At 70.4% G+C, this 18233-nt stretch carries 13 protein-coding genes; 7 read left to right on the top strand and 6 right to left on the bottom strand.

Features of this window, described 5'->3' with window-relative positions; all coding sequences use genetic code 11:
- The first annotated feature begins 1 nt into the window (after window position 1).
- Window positions 2-1366 (top strand): cobyrinate a,c-diamide synthase, encoded by a 1365-nt coding sequence (locus ACZ9QC_RS32835; protein ID WP_472916413.1) that lies wholly within the window; start codon window positions 2-4, stop codon window positions 1364-1366.
- Window positions 1367-1500: 134 nt separating this feature from the next.
- Here the strand turns inward: ACZ9QC_RS32835 and ACZ9QC_RS32830 are convergent, their stop codons facing one another.
- A complete protein-coding gene (locus ACZ9QC_RS32830) occupies window positions 1501-2229 on the bottom strand; it encodes a ZIP family metal transporter (RefSeq protein WP_472916412.1) in 729 nt (242 codons plus the stop codon).
- Window positions 2230-2368: 139 nt separating this feature from the next.
- Between ACZ9QC_RS32830 and ACZ9QC_RS32825 the strand changes: the two genes are divergently transcribed.
- From ACZ9QC_RS32825 to cobC, 3 genes are all read left to right on the top strand, one after another.
- On the top strand, window positions 2369-2845 hold the full coding sequence (locus ACZ9QC_RS32825; RefSeq protein ID WP_472916411.1) for a cobalamin biosynthesis protein: 477 nt from the start codon (window positions 2369-2371) through the stop codon (window positions 2843-2845).
- Between the two features lie 129 nt (window positions 2846-2974).
- Window positions 2975-3916 carry a sirohydrochlorin chelatase gene (locus tag ACZ9QC_RS32820; RefSeq protein ID WP_472916410.1) on the top strand — a complete coding sequence of 314 codons (942 nt, stop codon included), beginning with the start codon at window positions 2975-2977 and terminating at the stop codon, window positions 3914-3916.
- The gene (gene cobC / locus ACZ9QC_RS32815) at window positions 3906-5045 is read left to right on the top strand and encodes an Rv2231c family pyridoxal phosphate-dependent protein CobC (RefSeq protein ID WP_472916409.1); all 1140 of its coding nucleotides are present in this window, start codon (window positions 3906-3908) and stop codon (window positions 5043-5045) included. Before ACZ9QC_RS32820 ends, cobC begins: the two co-directional genes overlap by 11 nt.
- A gap of 140 nt (window positions 5046-5185) precedes the next feature.
- On the opposite strand, the gene ACZ9QC_RS32810 is transcribed toward cobC, so the two are convergent.
- Window positions 5186-5398 carry a hypothetical protein gene (locus ACZ9QC_RS32810; RefSeq protein WP_472916408.1) on the bottom strand — a complete coding sequence of 71 codons (213 nt, stop codon included), beginning with the start codon at window positions 5396-5398 and terminating at the stop codon, window positions 5186-5188.
- A 310-nt stretch (window positions 5399-5708) separates the two neighbouring features.
- Between ACZ9QC_RS32810 and ACZ9QC_RS32805 the strand changes: the two genes are divergently transcribed.
- Both ACZ9QC_RS32805 and ACZ9QC_RS32800 read left to right on the top strand, forming a co-directional pair.
- Complete coding sequence (locus ACZ9QC_RS32805) at window positions 5709-12659, top strand: golvesin C-terminal-like domain-containing protein (protein WP_472916407.1); 6951 nt, start codon at window positions 5709-5711, stop codon at window positions 12657-12659.
- Between the two features lie 6 nt (window positions 12660-12665).
- Window positions 12666-13055, top strand: a complete 390-nt coding sequence (locus tag ACZ9QC_RS32800; protein ID WP_316729556.1) for a hypothetical protein — start codon at window positions 12666-12668, stop codon at window positions 13053-13055.
- Window positions 13056-13089: 34 nt separating this feature from the next.
- Here the strand turns inward: ACZ9QC_RS32800 and ACZ9QC_RS32795 are convergent, their stop codons facing one another.
- From ACZ9QC_RS32795 to ACZ9QC_RS32780, 4 genes are read right to left on the bottom strand one after another with little or no spacing between them, the layout of a single operon-like run.
- A complete protein-coding gene (locus ACZ9QC_RS32795) occupies window positions 13090-14181 on the bottom strand; it encodes an amidohydrolase family protein (RefSeq protein ID WP_472916406.1) in 1092 nt (363 codons plus the stop codon).
- A 10-nt stretch (window positions 14182-14191) separates the two neighbouring features.
- Window positions 14192-15013 (bottom strand): amino acid ABC transporter ATP-binding protein, encoded by an 822-nt coding sequence (locus ACZ9QC_RS32790; protein ID WP_472916405.1) that lies wholly within the window; start codon window positions 15011-15013, stop codon window positions 14192-14194.
- Window positions 15010-15843 carry an amino acid ABC transporter permease gene (locus ACZ9QC_RS32785; protein ID WP_472921878.1) on the bottom strand — a complete coding sequence of 278 codons (834 nt, stop codon included), beginning with the start codon at window positions 15841-15843 and terminating at the stop codon, window positions 15010-15012. The genes ACZ9QC_RS32790 and ACZ9QC_RS32785 overlap by 4 nt, the downstream gene beginning before the upstream one ends.
- Before the next feature lie 2 nt (window positions 15844-15845).
- Complete coding sequence (locus ACZ9QC_RS32780; RefSeq protein WP_472916404.1) at window positions 15846-16706, bottom strand: transporter substrate-binding domain-containing protein; 861 nt, start codon at window positions 16704-16706, stop codon at window positions 15846-15848.
- A 174-nt stretch (window positions 16707-16880) separates the two neighbouring features.
- Here ACZ9QC_RS32780 and ACZ9QC_RS32775 point away from each other — a divergent pair, with 174 nt between their 5' ends.
- Window positions 16881-17981: a pyridoxal-phosphate-dependent aminotransferase family protein gene (locus ACZ9QC_RS32775; protein ID WP_472916403.1), complete on the top strand. Its 1101-nt coding sequence runs from the start codon at window positions 16881-16883 to the stop codon at window positions 17979-17981.
- Window positions 17982-18233: the final 252 nt, after the last annotated feature.

The following is an 18233-nucleotide window of genomic DNA, read 5'->3' as shown; positions in this document are numbered from 1 at the left end:
CGTGACCTCCTTCGCCTCGACGGCCTCCGTGCCCCGGCTGGTGATCGCCGCGCCCTCGTCGCGCAGCGGCAAGACCACCGTGGCCACGGGGTTGATGGCCGCGCTCACCGAGCGGGGGCTCGCCGTGTCCCCGCACAAGGTGGGGCCGGACTACATCGACCCCGGCTACCACGCGCTCGCGAGCGGGCGGGTGGGGCGCAACCTCGACGCGTACCTGTGCGGGCCCGAGCTGGTCGCGCCGCTCTTCGCGCACGGCGCGCGCGGCTGCGACATCGCCGTCGTCGAGGGTGTGATGGGGATGTTCGACGGCGCCTCCGGGCAGGGGGAGCTGGCGTCCACCGCGCATGTGGCGAAGTTGCTGCGGGCGCCGGTGGTGCTGGTCGTGGACGCGTCGTCGCAGTCGCGGTCGGTGGCGGCGCTGGTGCACGGGTTCGCCTCCTGGGACCCCGAGGTGCGGATCGGGGGCGTGATCCTCAACAAGGTCGCCTCGGACCGGCACGAGGAACTGCTGCGGGACGCCCTGGAGTCGACCGGTGTGCCCGTGCTGGGGGTGCTGCGGCGCGCTCCGCAGGTGGACACCCCGTCCCGGCATCTGGGACTGGTCCCGGTCGCCGAGCGGCAGGCCGCCGCGCTGGAGGCCGTGGCGGCGATGGCCGCGCAGGTCCGGGCCGGGTGCGATCTGGAGGCACTGGTGGCGCTCGCCCGCAGTGCCGGGGCGTTGTCGGGGCCGGCGTGGGAGCCGCCCGTCGCGGCCACGGGCCGACGGGAGGTGGTCGCCGTCGCCGGTGGGCCCGCGTTCACCTTCTCCTACGCCGAGCACGCCGAGCTGCTGACCGCCGCGGGTGCCGAGGTGGTCGTCTTCGATCCGCTGCGCGACGAGCAACTGCCCGACGGGACGAGCGGGTTGGTGATCGGCGGCGGGTTCCCCGAGATATACGCCGCCGAGCTGTCCGCCAACGAGCCGCTGCGCAAGGCCGTCGCCGAGCTGGCGTTCGGCGGGGCTCCGGTGGCCGCCGAGTGCGCCGGGCTGCTCTATCTGTGCCGGGAGCTGGACGGGCGGCCCATGTGCGGTGTGCTCGACGCGACGGCGCGCATGGACGAGCGGCTGACCCTCGGGTACCGCGACGCCGTCGCCGTGGGCGACAGTGTGCTGGCGCCTGCCGGGACCCGGATGCGGGCCCACGAGTTCCACCGGACGGTCGTCGAGCCGGGGGCCGGGCCCGCTCCCGCCTGGGGCATACGGTCCCCTCGGCCGCGGGTCGAGGGATTCGTGCGGGGAGGGGTGCACGCGAGCTATCTGCACACGCACTGGGCGGCGGAGCCAGGGGTCGCACGGCGGTTCGTGGAGAGATGCCGGGTGTCGTGAGCGGTCGGTCGGGGGTGGTGAGCGGTTCTTCGGGCCTTGTGAGCGGTACTTCGGGCCTTGTGAGCGGTTCGCCGGGGGTCGTGAGCGGCGGAGCGAGTGGTTCGTCGGCGAGAGGTCCCGGTGGACCGTCCCGTTCACTCCGCCACGCCCACCACCAGCCAGATGAACGCCGCTCCGGCGACCGTGCACAGCAGGGTGGAGTGGGCCGGGTGTGCGTGGTGGGCCTCGGGGAGGATCTCGGCGGCGGCGAGATAGAGCAGGGCGCCGCCGAAGAAGCCGAGGTAGCAGCCGAGCAGGCCCTCCGGGATCGTGAACAGCAGCGTGGAGGCGGCTCCCACCACCGGGGCCGCCGCGTCCGCGAACAGCATCGCGAGCGCACGGCGACGGGCGTTGCCGTACACGCTGGTGAGTGTGTACGTGTTGAAGCCGTCCGCGAAGTCGTGGGCGATCACCGCGAGCGCGACGGCGATGCCCATGCCCTCGCCGATCTGGAAGGCCGCGCCGATCGCGACGCCGTCCATGGCGCTGTGTCCGACCATCGCGGCCGCGGCCGTCAGACCCACCTGGGGCGTACGGCCGTTGTGCTCCTCCGCGCCGTGTGCCGCCTGGCGGACGGCCAGCAGGCGTTCCACCAGGTGGGCCAGGAGGAACCCGGCGACGAACAGCAGCAGCGCGGCGGGGACACCGAAGACCTCGTCGCCGGCGGCCTCCAGTGCCTCGGGGAGCAGGTCGAGGCCGACCACGCCCAGCATCAGGCCGCCGGCCAGGCCGAGCACGAGGTGACGGCGGTCCGTCACGCGTTGTGCCGTCCAGCCGCCGAGCAGGGTCATCAGGAACGCGCCGAGTGCCACGAAGACCGCCATGGGTCTTTGCTACCGGATGAGTGGACGGTGGTGGCAGCGGCGCCCCGGGTGAGTGATCGGCGAGAAGGTCGGGTTTTGGCCGCGGGTCGGTGGGGGCTGGTCGCGCAGTTCCCCGCGCCCCTCAAAGACAGGGGCGGTCGTGGTTGATCGGGGGTTCCAGGCGCTGGTGGTCGGTGTGGGTGCTGCCCGAGGTGTGCCGGTGGCAGAGGTTGTCTCCCTGGTCGAGAGGGCTCTGCGGGATGCGGGGCTGTCCCCCGACGCGGTCGTCGCGCTCGTCACCGTCGAGTCCAGGGCCGGTGAACCGGGCATCGTCCAGGCCGCCGAGCGGATCGGGGTCCCCCTGGTCACCCACTCCGCAGCGGAGTTGGCCGCCGTGACGGTGCCCAACCCCTCCGACTTGGCTCTCGCCGCCGTCGGTACCCGGTCCGTCGCGGAGGCCGCCGCGCTCGTCGGCGGGGGTGAACTCCTCGTGCCGAAGCGGAAGTCGGAGCCGGTGGACGGGCGGGCGGGGAGGGTGACGTGTGCCGTCGCGACCGCCAGCCCTGGCCGCACCGGGCCCGGCGGGGGTCGGCATGATGATCGTCGTGGCAGTGGCCGCGGCCGTCACGAGACATGATGAGCGTGTGACCGCCGCCGACCCGCCCCGAACGCCCCCGAGTCCCGACCGCCCGAGCCTCTGCACCCGCCCCGCCCCCACCCCCACGCTCGCCCCCGCCCCCACACCCACCGCTTCCGAGGAGACACCGTGACCACCCCGCCGCCCGCCCTGCTCATCGCCGGTCATGGCACCCGGGACGACTCCGGAGCCGAGGTGTTGCGCGTCTTACTGCGCGAGCTGGGCCGCCGCCACCCCGGGCTGCCCGTCGGGGGCGGCTTCGCCGAGCCGTTCCGGCCGCCGCTGGGCGAGGCCGTGACCGAGCTGGTGGAGCACGGCGTACGGCGGTTCGTCGTCGTCCCGCTGGCGTGGGAGACCGCCGGGCGCGCGGACGCGGACGTCGAGGCGGCGCTGGACCGCGTACGGGAGCGGCACCCGGAGGTGTCGTACGGCCGCGGCCGTCCCCCGGGTCCGCACCCCGCGCTGCTGAACCTGCTGGAGCGGCGGGTGGAGGAGGCGCTGGGGTCGTCCGCGCCGAGGACCCCGGGCGACCGGGCCGAGGTGACCGTTCTGCTCGTCGGGCACGGGTCCACCGATCCCGAGGCCAACGCCGAGGTGCACAGGGTGGCCCGGTTGTTGTGGGAGGGGCGCGGGTACGCGGGTGTGGAGACGGCGTTCCTGTCGTCGGCGGCGCCTGACGTGCCGAGCGGTCTCGACCGGTGCGTACGGCTGGGCGCGCGGCGGATCGTCGTCCTGCCCTACTTCGCGCTCGACGGCGGGCCGGCGGACCGGGTGCGGCAGCAGACCGAGGGCTGGGCTGCCGCGCGCCCGGAGATCGAGGTACGGTCGGCCGATGTCATCGGACCGGAGCCGGAGCTGCTCGACCTGATCGTGGAGCGGTACCGGGAGGCGCTGGAGGGCGACCCGCGCATGCACCGCGATTCCCACGGCCCCGCCGGCCCCGGCGGCACTCCGCCCGGCGGCGGGAACAGCCCGGGGCTGCCTCGGCAGCCACGCGTCCGCCCGGACGACAACGGGTACGACGGTCACGATCATCACCAATGGGGACACACACACTCCCATGCACACTGAATCCGACTCCGGGAGCAGGCACGGCCTGCACGACGGAGACGACGAGTCTCCGAACGCGGGCAGGGACCTGCCGATCGCCGGTCATGACCTGCGGCATCACGGCGACGCCGAGGTGCGGGACGACGGGGCGAAGCTCATCGACCTCGCCGTGAACGTCCGGGCCGACACACCGCCCGCCTGGCTGCGGGAGCGGATAGCCGGGTCGCTGACCGGGCTGGCCGCCTACCCCGACGGACGGGAGGCGCGGGCGGCGGTGGCGGCCCGGCACGGGCTGCCGGCCGAGCGGGTCCTGCTCACCGCGGGCGCCGCCGAGGCCTTCGTCCTGCTGGCGCGTGCCCTGCGGGTCCGCCATCCGGTGGTCGTGCACCCGCAGTTCACCGAACCCGAGGCCGCGCTGCGGGACGCCGGGCACACCGTGGACCGCGTGCTGCTGCGGGAGTCGGAGGGCTTCCGGCTGGATCCGGCGGCCGTGCCGGAGGACGCGGACCTGGTGGTCGTGGGCAACCCGACCAATCCGACATCGGTGCTGCACCCGGCGGAGTCCCTCGCCCGGCTCGCCCGGCCGGGGCGGACGCTGGTGGTCGACGAGGCGTTCATGGACGCGGTGCCGGGTGAGCGCGAGGCGCTGGCCGGGCGGACGGACGTGCCCGGCCTCGTGGTCCTGCGCAGCCTCACCAAGACCTGGGGGCTGGCCGGGCTGCGGATCGGTTACGTCCTCGCCGAGCCCGGGACGATCGCCGGGCTGCAGCGCGCCCAGCCGCTGTGGCCGGTGTCCACGCCCGCCCTCGCGGCGGCCGAGGCGTGTGTCTCGGACCGGGCGCTGGCGGAGGCCGCCGAGGTCGCCGACCGTATCGTCGCCGACCGGGCGCATCTGGTCGCCGGGCTGCGGGAGTTCGCGCCCGACGGCCTGGTCGTGGCCGAGCCCGCCGAGGGCCCGTTCGTGCTGATCCGGCTGCCCCGCGCGACCGCCGTACGACGGCATCTGCGCACTCTCGGCTTCGCCGTCCGGCGTGGTGACACCTTCCCGGGGCTGGACGACGCATGGCTGCGCCTGGCGGTCCGCGACCGAGCCACGGTCAACGGGTTCCTCCAGGCACTGGACCAGGCGATGACGCTGGCGGACCGCTGAGCGGAGGGGCTCAGCGCTCCGCCGGCTCGACGGCCGGGTGGTTCGGGTGTCAGGGCGTGAGCGGGGCGAGGGTCAGCCCTGCGAGCTGTGCTTGCAGTGCATCTTCACGCCCATCTTGTCGTTGCAGAACTGGAAGGAACCTAGGAGCCCGCGCCGTCGAAGTGGCCCTTCTGTGCGACGAAGTACCAGCTGTTCTTCACGCCCTTCGTGTAGAACTTCACCGGCGCGTTCCGGCAGCCGAAGGGCCCGGCCGCGCAGGCCTTCAGCTTGATCAGCCGACCCTCCTCGGGGTGCTTCTTCGGCGCGTTCTCCACCGGGAACGCGCAGTTGAAGCACCGATTTCGCTCCTGCATCGGCTCACTGAGCCTTCCACGGCCGGCCGATGTACTTGGCGTTGTTGGGCTTCACGTGGAAGCGCCAGTCGTCGGGTTCGCCGACATTGTCCCTGCGGCCACTGCCCCTGAGGGAGTGGCCGGTCCACCCCGCCACCTCGGCTTCACACCGCCTCACCTGTCCGTCCAGAACTTCTCCGCAACGTTCGCAGTCCGGAACTCGCCCCTCTATTTGACATGTCATTGACACGGCTTTGGGTGACCTTGGTAGACAGTTGCGCCCGGCGATTCCTGTGCGACCCCTGTGCTCACGGGGAACAAGGAGCCCTTCATGGCAGCCTTAGACCACACCCGCGTCCGTATCCGCCTCCGCCGCCTCCGCCTCCGCGCCGCCCTGGTCGGTACCGTGGCGACGGCCCTGATCATCGGCAGCGCACCGGCCACCCCCGCCGGGACCGGCGGGGTGAGACCCGCCGCCGCGGCCGAACCCGACAGCAGCGACCCCCGCGAGGGCTGGAGACCCGCCAGCGAACTCGCCGAGGACGAGGACGACCCTGGCCTCCTCGATCGTCTCTTCGGTGACGACGAGGACGGCGAGGAGATCGACCGAGGCGACGACCACAAGCCGCCCCGCATCCGGCTGGACCGTTCCCGGGGCTCGTCCTCCCTGACCCACCGGGGCGTCTCGGGCGACGCCGACGGTGTCCGCATCGCCGCGCCCCGCACCAGGCACGCCACCGGCGCCGACCTCTCCTGGAGCGCGTACCGGGGCAAGGACCTGCGGGAGTACGAGGTCCACCGCGCCACGAAGAAGGACTTCACCCCGACCGACGAGACCCTCCTCGCCCCCGTCGACCGCGACACCCGCACCTTCGCCGACCGCACCGCGCCCCCGGCGACCGACGGCGCGGGCAAGGCCGAGGGCAAGACGTACCACTACCGGATCGTCGTCCGCACCCAGCAGGACCAGCTGCTCGCCGGCCCCGCCCGCACGGTCGAACTGCCGCCGCCGGGCCAGGTCGCCGAGGGGGCGAAGCTGCTCGCCGCCCCCGAGGACGAGACCTACTTCCTGCCCTACACGCCGGCGCGGATGATCCCCGGCGAGAAGGCAACCGTCGAGGCGACCCTCACCAACACCACGGACACGGTGTGGAAGAAGGGCGAGCGGGCCCTTTCGTACCGCTGGTACCTGGACGGCAAGGACGTCACCAACCTCCTCAGCAAGGACGCGACCGGGCTGCCCGATGATGTGGCCCCCGGCGAAACAGTCACCTTCGACGCGGAGTTGAAGTCCCCGGTACTCGTCGACCCGCTCGACAAGCGGCTGACGTTCGGCCTGGAGTGGGACCTCAGGGACAGGGCCACCGGCGACTGGCTGTCCGAGACGGACGGGGTGCCGCCCTCCGAGCACCAGGTCACCGCCGAGTACCCGACCTCCGACCAGCTCGGCCTGGAGGACTTCCACTCCTACGCCGGCAAGAACACCGGCGCGGGCTCGGCGCTGATGAGCAACCTTCACGCGGGCAACGCGGTGTGGTCGTACAACGCCTTCTCGAACCCGTCGCTCGGCTTCTCGACCTTCCTGCGGCTGGCCTACAACTCGCAGGACGCGTCCAGCACTCCGGCCGGCTACGGCTGGTCGCTGCAGGCCTCCTCGCCGGTCCGGCTGGGCAGTCCCCTGGACTTCCACCCGGCCGCGCTGCTGCCCAAGCAGATCACGCTGACCGACGGCGACGGCACCAGCCACGTCTTCAGCAAGAACAAGAAGGGCGAGTGGGACTCCCCCGCCGGCGTCCACTTCCGGGTCAGGCAGCTGGAGAAGGACTGTCTGCTCCACCCCCACCAGCGCGAGGCCTGGGAGTTCCTGCGCCCGGACCGCACCCGGTTCCTCTTCGACTGCCAGGGCTACCCGAGCGCCCAGGTGGACAAGAACGGCAACCGGATGGAGTTCACGTACGAGGAGCGGCTGCTCGGGCACCCGTCGAAGCTGCTGAAGTACGTCACCGACGCCGATGGCCGGCGCACACTCGCCGTCGACTACTGGCAGAAGGGCGAGGCGTACTCGTACGTCGACAAGGACGGGAAGGTGAAGGAGGGCAAGCACCTCCTCAATCCGTTCATCATCGACAAGGTCCGTTCGGTCACCGACGTCTCCGGGCGCCGGGTCGACTTCACCTTCACGGAGAAGGGCCTGCTGGCGCGGCTGACGGACGGCGCGAACGCAACCGAGAAGCTGCGCAAGGTCTTCACGTTCCAGTACGGCAAGGAGTTCGACCACCCCGGCGTGAAGCTGGTCGAGGTCACCGACCCGCGCGGCAACTCCTCGAAGGTGGACTACGTCGGCCCGCACGACGACAAGGACCAGCTGCACTACCTCGGGTACACCAAGGCGGTCACGGACCGGCTCGGCGGTGTGACCGAGTACCGCTACAAGGACCCCGACGGCCATGACGGCAAGGGGACCGAGACCGTCGTCACCGACGCCGAGGGCAACCCCAGCACCCAGCGGCTGGACGGCTACGGCCGGCCCGTGAAGCTCACCGACGCCAAGAAGCGGACCACGAAGCTGGGTTGGGACGCCGACAACAACGTCACGCGCCTGGAGGAGAACAACGGCGCCGCCCGCACCTGGAAGTACGACCCGAAGACGGGCTATCCGCTGGAGAGCCGGGACGCGGAGTCGGTGAAGAACGACCGGCCCGCCGCCACGCTCACCTACGCGACCGGTGAGAACGGCTACATCGCCGACCTGGTGAGCCGGGTCTCCCCGGAGGGCCGTACCTGGCGGTTCGGCTACGACGCGCGCGGCAACATGACCTCGGTCACCGACCCGAAGGGCGTGGCGAGCGAGCCCGCGGACGACTACACCTCCACCAACGCCTACGACGCCCGGGGACGGCTCGTCTCCGCGACCGACGCGAACGAGCACACCACGAAGTTCGAGGACTACGACCCGTCCGGCTATCCGCGGGTGATCGTCGACGCCCTCGGCAACCGCACGCTGACGACGTACGACGTGCGCGGCAACGTCATCGAGGTCGAGGAGGCCGACGGGGCGACGACCACACAGACGTACGACGTGTTCGCGCGTCCGCTGGAGAACCGCAGGCCGAAGGACCAGCAGGCGGGCGAGTTCATCGTCACGCCCGCGCCGAAGTACGACGCCAACGACAACACGCTCGTGTTCACCGCCCCCAACGGGGTGTCGAGCAGCAGCGCGTTCGACGCGGCCGACCAGCTGCTGAAGTCCAGCCAGCCGGGTGACGAGGAGGGGGCGCCCGCACGGGTGTCGACCTTCACGTACGACAAGGTCGGCAACCAGCTGACCTCGACGGAGCCCAAGGGCAACCTGACCGAGGAGCCCGGCGACTTCACCTCGACGACGCGTTACGACGAGGTGTACCAGCCGATCGAGGCGGTCAACGCGGCGGGCAGGCGCGCCTCCGCCGTCTACAACGACGTCGGTGACCTGGTGAAGGTCGTCGACGCCCGCAAGAACGAGACCGAGGACCCCGACGACTACACCACCAGGTTCCGCTACGACCTCGACCACCGGCTCCTGGAGACGACCGACGCGATCGGCAAGTCGACGACGAGCACCTACGACTGGGACGGTCTGACGACCGCCACCACGGACGCCGAGGGCAACCGCACCGAGCTGGTCCTCGACGCCCGCGGCGCCCTGGCCGAGGCACGGGTCCCGCACGACGACGGCGTGGTGCGCAGGACCCGCTTCGAGTACGACGAGGTCGGCAACCAGACCCGGGTCGTCACCCCGCGCGGCATGGAGACCGAGGACCCGAAGGACTTCGCCTCCGAGACCGTCTACGACGAGCTGAACCGCGTCAAGGAGACCCTGAGCCCCTTCGACCCGGACGACGACCGCTACAACACCCCCGACCGTACGACGTACGAGTACGACGCGCTGAGCCGGGTGAAGAAGGTCAGTGCCCCGCCGTCCGAAGGACAGAGCGTCCGCAACGAGACGGAGTACACCTACTTCGACACCGGCTGGATCAGGACGTCGGTCGACGCCTTCGACATCAAGAACTCCTACCGGTACAACGACCTCGGCCAGCAGATCCAGAACACCCTGAGCAGCGCGGGCGGCGCGGTCTCCCGCACCCTCGACTCCTCCTTCTACCCGAGCGGCGCCCTCAAGTCCCGCTCGGACGACGGGGTCCCGGTGGGCCTCCAGGTCGCCCTGGTCGACAACAGCGACATCAACAACACGGCGCAGCAGGGCACATGGGCCGCGGTCGACGCCGAGGGCTCGTACGGCTACGACGCGCAGACGCACGCGGCCGGTGCGGGCGAGGACCGCTTCGTCTGGCAGCTGACGATTCCGCAGGCCGGTGACTACACGGTCTACGTCCGGTACCCGAAGGTCGACGGGGCGGCGAAGGACGCCGCGTACGAGATCAAGCACAAGGACGGCGCCGAGACCAAAATCCTCGACCAGAGCGAACTCCCCGGTGAGTGGCGCTCCCTGGGCAAGTACGCCTTCGCCGAGGACACGGGTCAGGCCATCACCCTCACCGACAAGGCGACCGGCACGGTGGTCGCGGACGCGGTGCGGCTGGTCCGGGACTACGAGGGCGACACCGACAACGAGAAGAAGGACTTCTCCTACCGCTACGACGCCAACGGCAACCAGATCGAGATCGTCGACAACAGTCCCGGCGTCGAGACAGACCGCTACACCCTGGCCTACGACGAACTCAACCAGCTCACCGAGGTGGTGGAGCACGACGGGGACAGCGTCCGCGACACGACCGCGCTGACCTACGACGCCAACGGCAACACGCTCACCACGACCCATGACCTGACCTGGAGCAAACTGGACTACGACGAGCTGGACCGGGTCGAGCGCATCACCAACGCGGCGTCGCCGACGGCGGACGACCGCCAGGTGACCTCGGTGGAGTACACGGCCCGGGGCGAGCTGGCGAAGCAGACGAAGCCGAACGGCAACGTCCTTACCGTCGACTACTACCTCGACGGCGCGACGAGGAAGACCACGGAGCGGCAGTCCGACGACGCCCTCGTCGCCGAGCACACCCTGAAGTACAACGCCAACGGCCACAAAGTCGAGGACGTCCTGAAGCTGATGGACGCCGACGACCACGGCTCGACGATCGACAACACGTACGCGTACACGTACGACCCGCAGGACCGCATCGCCAAGGTCGCCAAGACCGGCGACGACGAGAAGACGGAGGAGTACCGGCACGACGCGGCCGGCAACGTGGTCCGGCAGACGGTCGACGACACGACGACGACCCACCGCTACGACCGCAACCGCCTCCTGACGTCGACGGAGGACGGCGCGTCGTCCACGTACAACTACGACCCCCTCGGGCGCCTCGACACCGTCTCCTTCGGCGGCGAGACGATCCAGAAGTACCGCTACGACGGCTTCGACCGGCCGGAGTCGATCACGTCGGGCGCCGGTGGCGCGGCGCGGACGACCCGTCTGACGTACGACGCGTTCGACCGCACGGTGAAGGAGTCGGTCGGCAGCGGCGACGACGCGAAGACCACGCTCTTCACCTACCTGGGCATCACCTCGAACTCCCTGAGGGAGGAGGTGACCGACGAGGGTGTCACGTCCTTCCAGTACGCCTCCTGGGGCCAGAAGCTGACCCAGATCAAGGACGAAGAGGACAAGGACCCGGAGACCACGCAGTACCTCTACCACCCGCACGGCGACGTGGAGGCACTGACGGACAAGGACGGCAACACCAAGACGACGTACGGCTACACGGCGTACGGCAAGAACGACACGGCCCAGTTCACGGGCGCGGACAAGCCGGGGGCTGGCGGCGAGGAGCCGTCGGAGCCGTACAACTCGTACCGCTTCAACTCCAAGCGCTACGACACGGCGTCGGGCACGTACGACATGGGTTTCCGCACCTACGACCCGGGCCTGAACCGCTTCCTCACCCGTGACATGTACGGCGGGGCCCTGGCCGACATGGGCCTGACGATGGACCCGTACACCGGCAACCGCTACGCGTTCGCCGGCGGCAACCCGATCTCCTTCATCGAGATCGACGGCCACCTGTTCGGCCTCTCCTGGTCCGACATCGGCCACGCGGCGCTGGATGTGGTCGGCCTGATCCCGGTCGTGGGCGAGGCCGCGGACCTGGCCAACTGCGGCTGGTACGCGGCCGAGGGCGAATACGTCGACGCGGCCCTGTCCTGCGCCTCGGCGATCCCGTTCGCGGGGTACGGGGCGACGGCAGCGAAGGCGGCGCGGTACGGCGACAAGGCGCTGGACGCCATCGACACGGCGAGCGACACGGCCCGCGCGGCGGACAACGTGGCGGACGCGGGGCGGGCGGCGGACCCGCCCCCGACGGGCGGTACCCCGGACGCCCCGGCGACGCCGAAGGACCCGGCCCCGGCCGACCCGGCACCCGCCCCGGCTCCAGCGGCCCCGAAGGCCCCGGACGCGCCGCCGGCCTGCAAGAACAGCTTCGTCCCCGGCACCAAGGTCCTGATGGCCGACGGCACGACGAAGCCGATCGAGGACGTCGACACGGGCGACGAGGTCACGGCGTCGGACGTGGAGACGGACGACGCGCAAGCCCGCACGGTGACCCGCACGATCAAGGGTGAGGGCAAGAAGCGCCTGGTGACGATCACGGTCGACACGGACGGCCGGTCGGGCGACGTCACCTCCACGATCACGGCCACGGAGAACCACCCCTTCTGGCTGCCCGACGTGGGTCAGTGGGTCGAAGCCGGCGACCTGGAGCCCGGCCAGTGGCTCAGCACGGGCAGCGGCAGCTGGATTCGCATCACGGCTGTCAAGGAGCGGAAAGCACAGGCGACCGTCCACAACCTGACCGTCGAAGGTCTCCACACTTACCATGTGCTGGCGGGACGGACTTCAGTCCTCGTCCACAACTGCGGAGGACTCGACGATGCCGCTCATGCACGGATCCAGGACTCTCTGGGGAACGACATCGCCGACGGAGTCGACTACAACCTCCAGCGCATGTGCCCGACGTGCAACTCGGCCAGTGATGCCGCCGATCACACTCTCCAGGGAATCGGTGCCAACGCGGACCGCTTGGCCCAGTACCTGGCGGGTCAGCGCAATCTGGGTATGACACACGTCGACCGGAGGAAGCCCGGGACGACCGCACGGCGCGACGAGAGCACAGTGGACGCCAACGGTCGAGGCGTCACGATCGTCCAGAACTCCTACATGGTGCACGCCTACCATCAGTCACTGGACGAGTTCAACAGCATCTTCAACATACTGAGGTGAGATCGGATGTACCGCAGAGTCGGCCTCAGGAGTTCGGACGACGGGTACCTCCTCTCCCTCACACCGACTCAGTTCGAGCTGGTCAGGAGGATTCTTCTCGATCTATACGGCGGTAGTCACGCTCCGGAGGTGATTGCCGTCGTGGTCGGCGAAGCCTCGGCGGAACTACTCGAACTGAGGGGGCGGGAGACAGATTTCCAGGCCCGAAGGAATATCGAGGTGCACGTGAGCCACTCCGACCTTCGCATCCTGTACGGCGCCTTGGCATTCGCCTTCTTGAATCGCTCGTCGGAAGAGGCGTTTCACCACAGATACGGCTTCTACAGCGAGAACGTGCAGGCTGTGGGATGGGCGATCTGTGCGGCGCTTCAGAAGACAGGGAGCCCGGCCCCCTGAGCTGAGGTCCCGCCGGAGGTGATCCGGCAGGACCTCAGCCGACAACCCGCCCGTTCAGCACCACCCTCGACGGGGCCCCCAGCACGCGAACATCCGTGCGGGGGTCCCGTTCGTACACCACCAGGTCCGCGGGGGCGCCCTCGGTCAGGGCGGGGCGGCCCAGCCATTCGCGGGCGTGCCAGGTGGTCGCCGCCACCGCCTCGGTCGGCGGGATTCCGGCGGTGACCAGTTCGGCGACCTCGGCGGCGACCAGGCCGTGGGCCAGGGAGCCGCCCGCGTCCGTGCCCACGTAGACCGGGATGCCCGCGTCGTAGGCGTTGCGGACGGTGTCGTAGCGGCGTTCGTGCAGGCGGCGCATGTGGGCGGCCCAGTTCGGGAACTTGGCCTCGCCGCCGTCCGCCATCGTCGGGAAGGTGGCGATGTTGACCAGGGTCGGGACGATCGCGACGCCCCGGGAGGCGAAGAGGGGGATCAGGTCGTCCGTCAGGCCCGTCGCGTGCTCGATGCAGTCGATGCCCGCCTCGACGAGGTCGCGCAGGGACGACTCGGCGAAGCAGTGGGCCGTCACCCGGGCGCCCAGCAGGTGCGCCTCCGTGATCGCCGCCTCGACCGCCTCACGCGGCCAGCACGGCGCCAGATCGCCCAGCCCCCGGTCGATCCAGTCCCCCACCAGCTTCACCCAGCCGTCTCCGCGCCGGGCCTCCTGGGCGACGTACGCGACCAGTTCGTCCGGCTCGATCTCGTGGGCGAAGTTGCGGATGTAGCGCCGGGTGCGGGCGATGTGGCGGCCGGCCCGGATGATGTGCGGCAGGTCGTCGCGGTCGTCGATCCAGCGGGTGTCGGAGGGGGAGCCCGCGTCGCGGATGAGGAGGGTGCCCGCGTCGCGGTCGGTCAGGGCCTGTTTCTCCGCCTCGTCGACATCGACGGGGCCCTGGGGGCCGAGGCCGACGTGACAGTGCGCGTCGACCAGGCCGGGCAGGGCCCAGCCCGACACCGTGCGGATGTCCCTGGCGTTCACGGGACGGTCGTAGGTGATGCGGCCGTCCACGACCCACAGCTCGTCGCGGACGGCCTCGGGGCCGACCAGCACCCGGCCCTTCACATGCAGCACCGGCTCATCGCTCATGCACCGCAGACTAGCCACCCGGCTGCTCGGCCTTGCCCACCTGGTCCGAGGTCTCCTCCTCCACCTCCGCCATCGCCGGGTCCAGGAGGCGGGAGAGGAAGTGGCGGGTGCGCTCGTGGCTCGGGCTGCCGATGACCCGGGCCGGGGTGCCGTCCTCGACGATCACGCCGTCGTCCATGAAGACGACCCGGTCGGCGACCTCCTTCGCGAAGGTCATCTCGTGGGTCACCACCATCATGGTCATGCCGTCCTGGGCGAGCATGCGCATGACCGCCAGGACGTCACCCACCAGTTCCGGGTCGAGCGCCGAGGTCGGCTCGTCGAAGAGCATCACCTCGGGGCCCATCGACAGCGCGCGGGCGATCGCCACACGCTGCTGCTGGCCGCCGGAGAGGGAGGCGGGGTAGGCGTCCGCCTTCTCCGACAGGCCCACCCGGGACAGGTTCTCCGCCGCGACCTTCGCCGCCGTCGCCTTGTCCCGCCTGAGCACCCGGCGCTGCGGCAGCGTGAGGTTCTCGGTCACCGTGAGGTGCGGGAAGAGGTTGAACTGCTGGAAGACCATGCCGATGCGGCGGCGTACGGCGTCGATGTCGACGTCGGGGTCCGTCAGCTCGGTGCCGCCGACGAAGACCTGCCCCTTCGTCGGCTCCTCCAGGAGGTTCACGCACCGGAGCAGGGTCGACTTGCCCGATCCCGACGGGCCGATGACACAGACGACCTCGCCCCGGGTGATCTCCAGGTCGATGCCCTTCAGCACCTCGTTGTCGCCGAACGACTTGTGCAGGCCCCGGACTTGGATCTCGGGGCCGTCGCCGAGAGACTTCTCGCTCATTTCACGGCCTCCTGGGCCTTCGCCTCCATACGGCGTACGACGAAGCCGAGCGGGATGGTCACCAGCAGGTAGCAGAGGCCGGCGACCAGGATCGGCGTGGAGTTGGCGGTGGTGCTGGCCAGGTCACGGCCGTACTTGGACAGTTCGCGCTCCTCCAGGGTGACGCCGAGGAACAGCACCAGCGACGAGTCCTTGAAGAGCAGGACCAACTCGTTGGTGAGCGGCGGGAGGATGATCCGGAACGCCTGCGGGATGATGATCGAGACCATCGCCCTGGCGGGCGAGAACCCCAGGGAACGGGCCGCCTCCAGCTGCCCCTTGGGGACCGCCTGGATGCCCGCCCGGATCGTCTCCGCCATGTACGCGGCGGCCACCAGACCGAGCGCGAGCGCCACCTTGCCGTACGTGCCGCCGGGGATCTCCGTGCCGGGGAAGGCCAGCGGGACGGCGACGCCGATGAAGATAAAGATCAGCAGGGCGGGCAGGCCCCGGAAGATCTCGATGTACACGCCGGCGAACCAGCGGTACGGGCCCACCGACGACAGCCTCATCAGCGCGATGAGCATGCCGAGGACGAGTCCGAACACGAAGCCGGACAGCGTGTACAGCACGGTGTTCTTCAGGGCCAGCGTGATGACGTCGGGGAACATCTGCTCGGCGATGTCCCACTGGGCGAACTGGTTCTTCAGCCGGGCCCAGTCCGCCGACACCGCGAAGGCGACGACGGCGGCGACGAACAGCGCGTACTGCGCGCCCCGGGAGAGGGCACGCTTGCGGCTCCGGCTGAGGCCCTTGCGTTTCGGCTGGAGCGGTGTGTCGGGGTCGGTCACGCTCATGAGGCGGACGGGGAGGCGGAGGCGGCGCTCTCGTCGTACGGGCCGATCCACTGCTCGTACAGGTCCTTGTACGTGCCGTCGGCCTTGGCCTCCGCCAGCGCCTTGTTGATCGCGGCGAGGAGCTTGGTGTTGCCCTTCTTGACCGTGAAGCCGTACTGCTCGCCGGTGTTGAGCTGCTCGGCCACCGTGTAGGCGTCGGCGAGAACCGCGTCCTTGAGCCAGCCCTGGACGACCGGGTAGTCGATGACGACGGCGTCGACCTGGCCGGTGCGCAGCCCGTTGAGGACGGCGTCGGAGGACTCGAAGGAGACGGGGTCGAGGCCCTTGCTCTTGGCGTAGTCCTCGCCGGTGGTCTGTGCCTGGGTCCCGACCTTGTAGTCCCCGTCGCCCTTGAGATCCGCGAAGGAACGGATGTCGGCCTTCTTGGCGGCGAGCACGGCCTGCGTGGCCTCGAAGTACGGGTCGGAGAAGTCGACGTTCTTCTTGCGCTCCTCGGTGATCGTCATACCGGCCGCGGCGAGGTCGCACTGGCCGGAGTTCAGGAAGGCGCCCGTCTTGAAGTTCTCGAACGGGGTGTCGACGATGTCCTGCTTCACCCCCAGGTCCTCGGCGACGAGGTCGATCAGGGACACGTCGAAGCCCTGCACCTTGCCGTCGATCTCGGACTGGAACGGCGGGTAGGGCAGGTGGGTGCAGGTCGTGAGCTGACCGGCCTTCACCAGTTCGACCCCGCCGGCCGCGGTCTTGGTGCCGCCGCTGCCGCCGTCGTCCGAGGAACAGCCGGCCACGAGCAGCAGTCCGGCCGCGGCGGTGGTGGCGGCCAGGATGCGGGTCCGGCGTCCGGGGACCGAGTTCACGGGGAGACCTCCTGCTGAGAAAACTGAGACAACCGATGATAAGGAAATCTTTGGCCTGCTCAAACTATTCCGATGGCTACCGGGCACTCTGGCCTCCGATGTCGCTGGTGAGGGGCGCACGGGTGCCGTCGGTACCCTCGACACCATCTACCCCGTCGGTGAAGAGAGCACCCCGTGACACACCCGTTTCTGGATCTGGCCCCGCTGAGCGCGTCCCACTTCGCCTCGATCGAGGACCGGGTGGCCCGGCTGCTCTCCACCGAGCAGGACGTCGTGATCACCCAGGGTGAGGCGCTGCTGCCGCTGGAGGGCGCGATCCGCGGGGCCGCCGGGCCCGGCACGACCGCGCTGAACGTGATCACCGGTCCGTACGGGCAGACCTTCGGGAACTGGCTGCGGGACTGCGGGGCGACGGTCGTCGACCTGGCGGTGCCCTTCCACACGGCGGTGACGGCCGGGCAGATCCGGGACGCCTTCGCCGAGCACCCGGCGATCGACTTCGTGTCGCTGGTCCACGCGGAGGCGGCGACCGGCAACACCAACCCCGTTGCGGAGATCGGCGAGGTCGTCCGTGCGCACGGGGCGCTGTTCTACCTGGACGCGGTGGCCTCCGTCGGCGCCGAGCCGGTGCTGCCGGACGCGTGGGGTGTCGATCTGTGCGTCATCGGGGCGCAGAAGGCGATGGGCGGGCCTGCCGGGGTGTCGGCGATCTCCGTGAGCGAGCGGGCGTGGGCGCGGATGGCAGCCAACCCGCGGGCGCCGCGCCGCTCGTACCTCTCGCTGCTGGACTGGAAGGAGCGCTGGATCGACGGCGGCCGCCGGGCTCTTCTGCACGCCCCCGCCCAGCTGGAGATGCTCGCCCTGGAGGCCTGCCTGGAACGCATCGAGGCGGAGGGGCTGGAGACCCTGATGTCCCGGCACGCGTCCGCCGCCACGGCGACCCGGGCGGGAGCGCTCGCGCTGGGCGGCGGCCTGGAGCCGTACGTGCGCGAGGCGGCCGACGCCGCGCCGGTCGCCACGACCCTGCGGGCGCCCGCCGGGGTCGACGCCTCCGAGCTGGTCGCCAAGGCGCTGGCCACGGATCCGGCGCTGCCGCTGGCCGCCGGCGGCGGGGCTCTGGCCGCGGAGATGATCCGGGTGAATCACTACGGCCCCGACGCCACCCCGGGCGTCGTGCACTCCGCCCTCGCGGGGCTGGGCGCGGCCCTGGCGGAGTTCGGCGCGAGCGTGGACCTGGAGGGGGCCCGGCGGGCGGCCGCGGCGGCCTGGGAGTAGAAGAGCGCTGCACTGCACCGGGGGAATTGCTCAGGCTTTTCCGGCAGAAATACAGGTGGAATTCGAAGAACAGGATCCCGTATTCTTCTGCCCGCTCCTCCCCCGTCTAAACGCAAAGATTTCGCGAACACCGGTGGGGCCGATTCGAGCAGAAGTCGTGAGGGTTACGTACGTGTGACCGACTCCACAACGCGCCCGTTTTGTGCGGTAATTTACGGGCGAAACCCACCATAACGACCAGTGGTTCGGGGG

The organism is Streptomyces sp. HUAS MS02, from assembly GCF_055702265.1.
The sequence above is the reverse complement of the archived record's forward strand: the minus strand, read 5'-3'. Positions and strand labels throughout refer to the sequence as shown.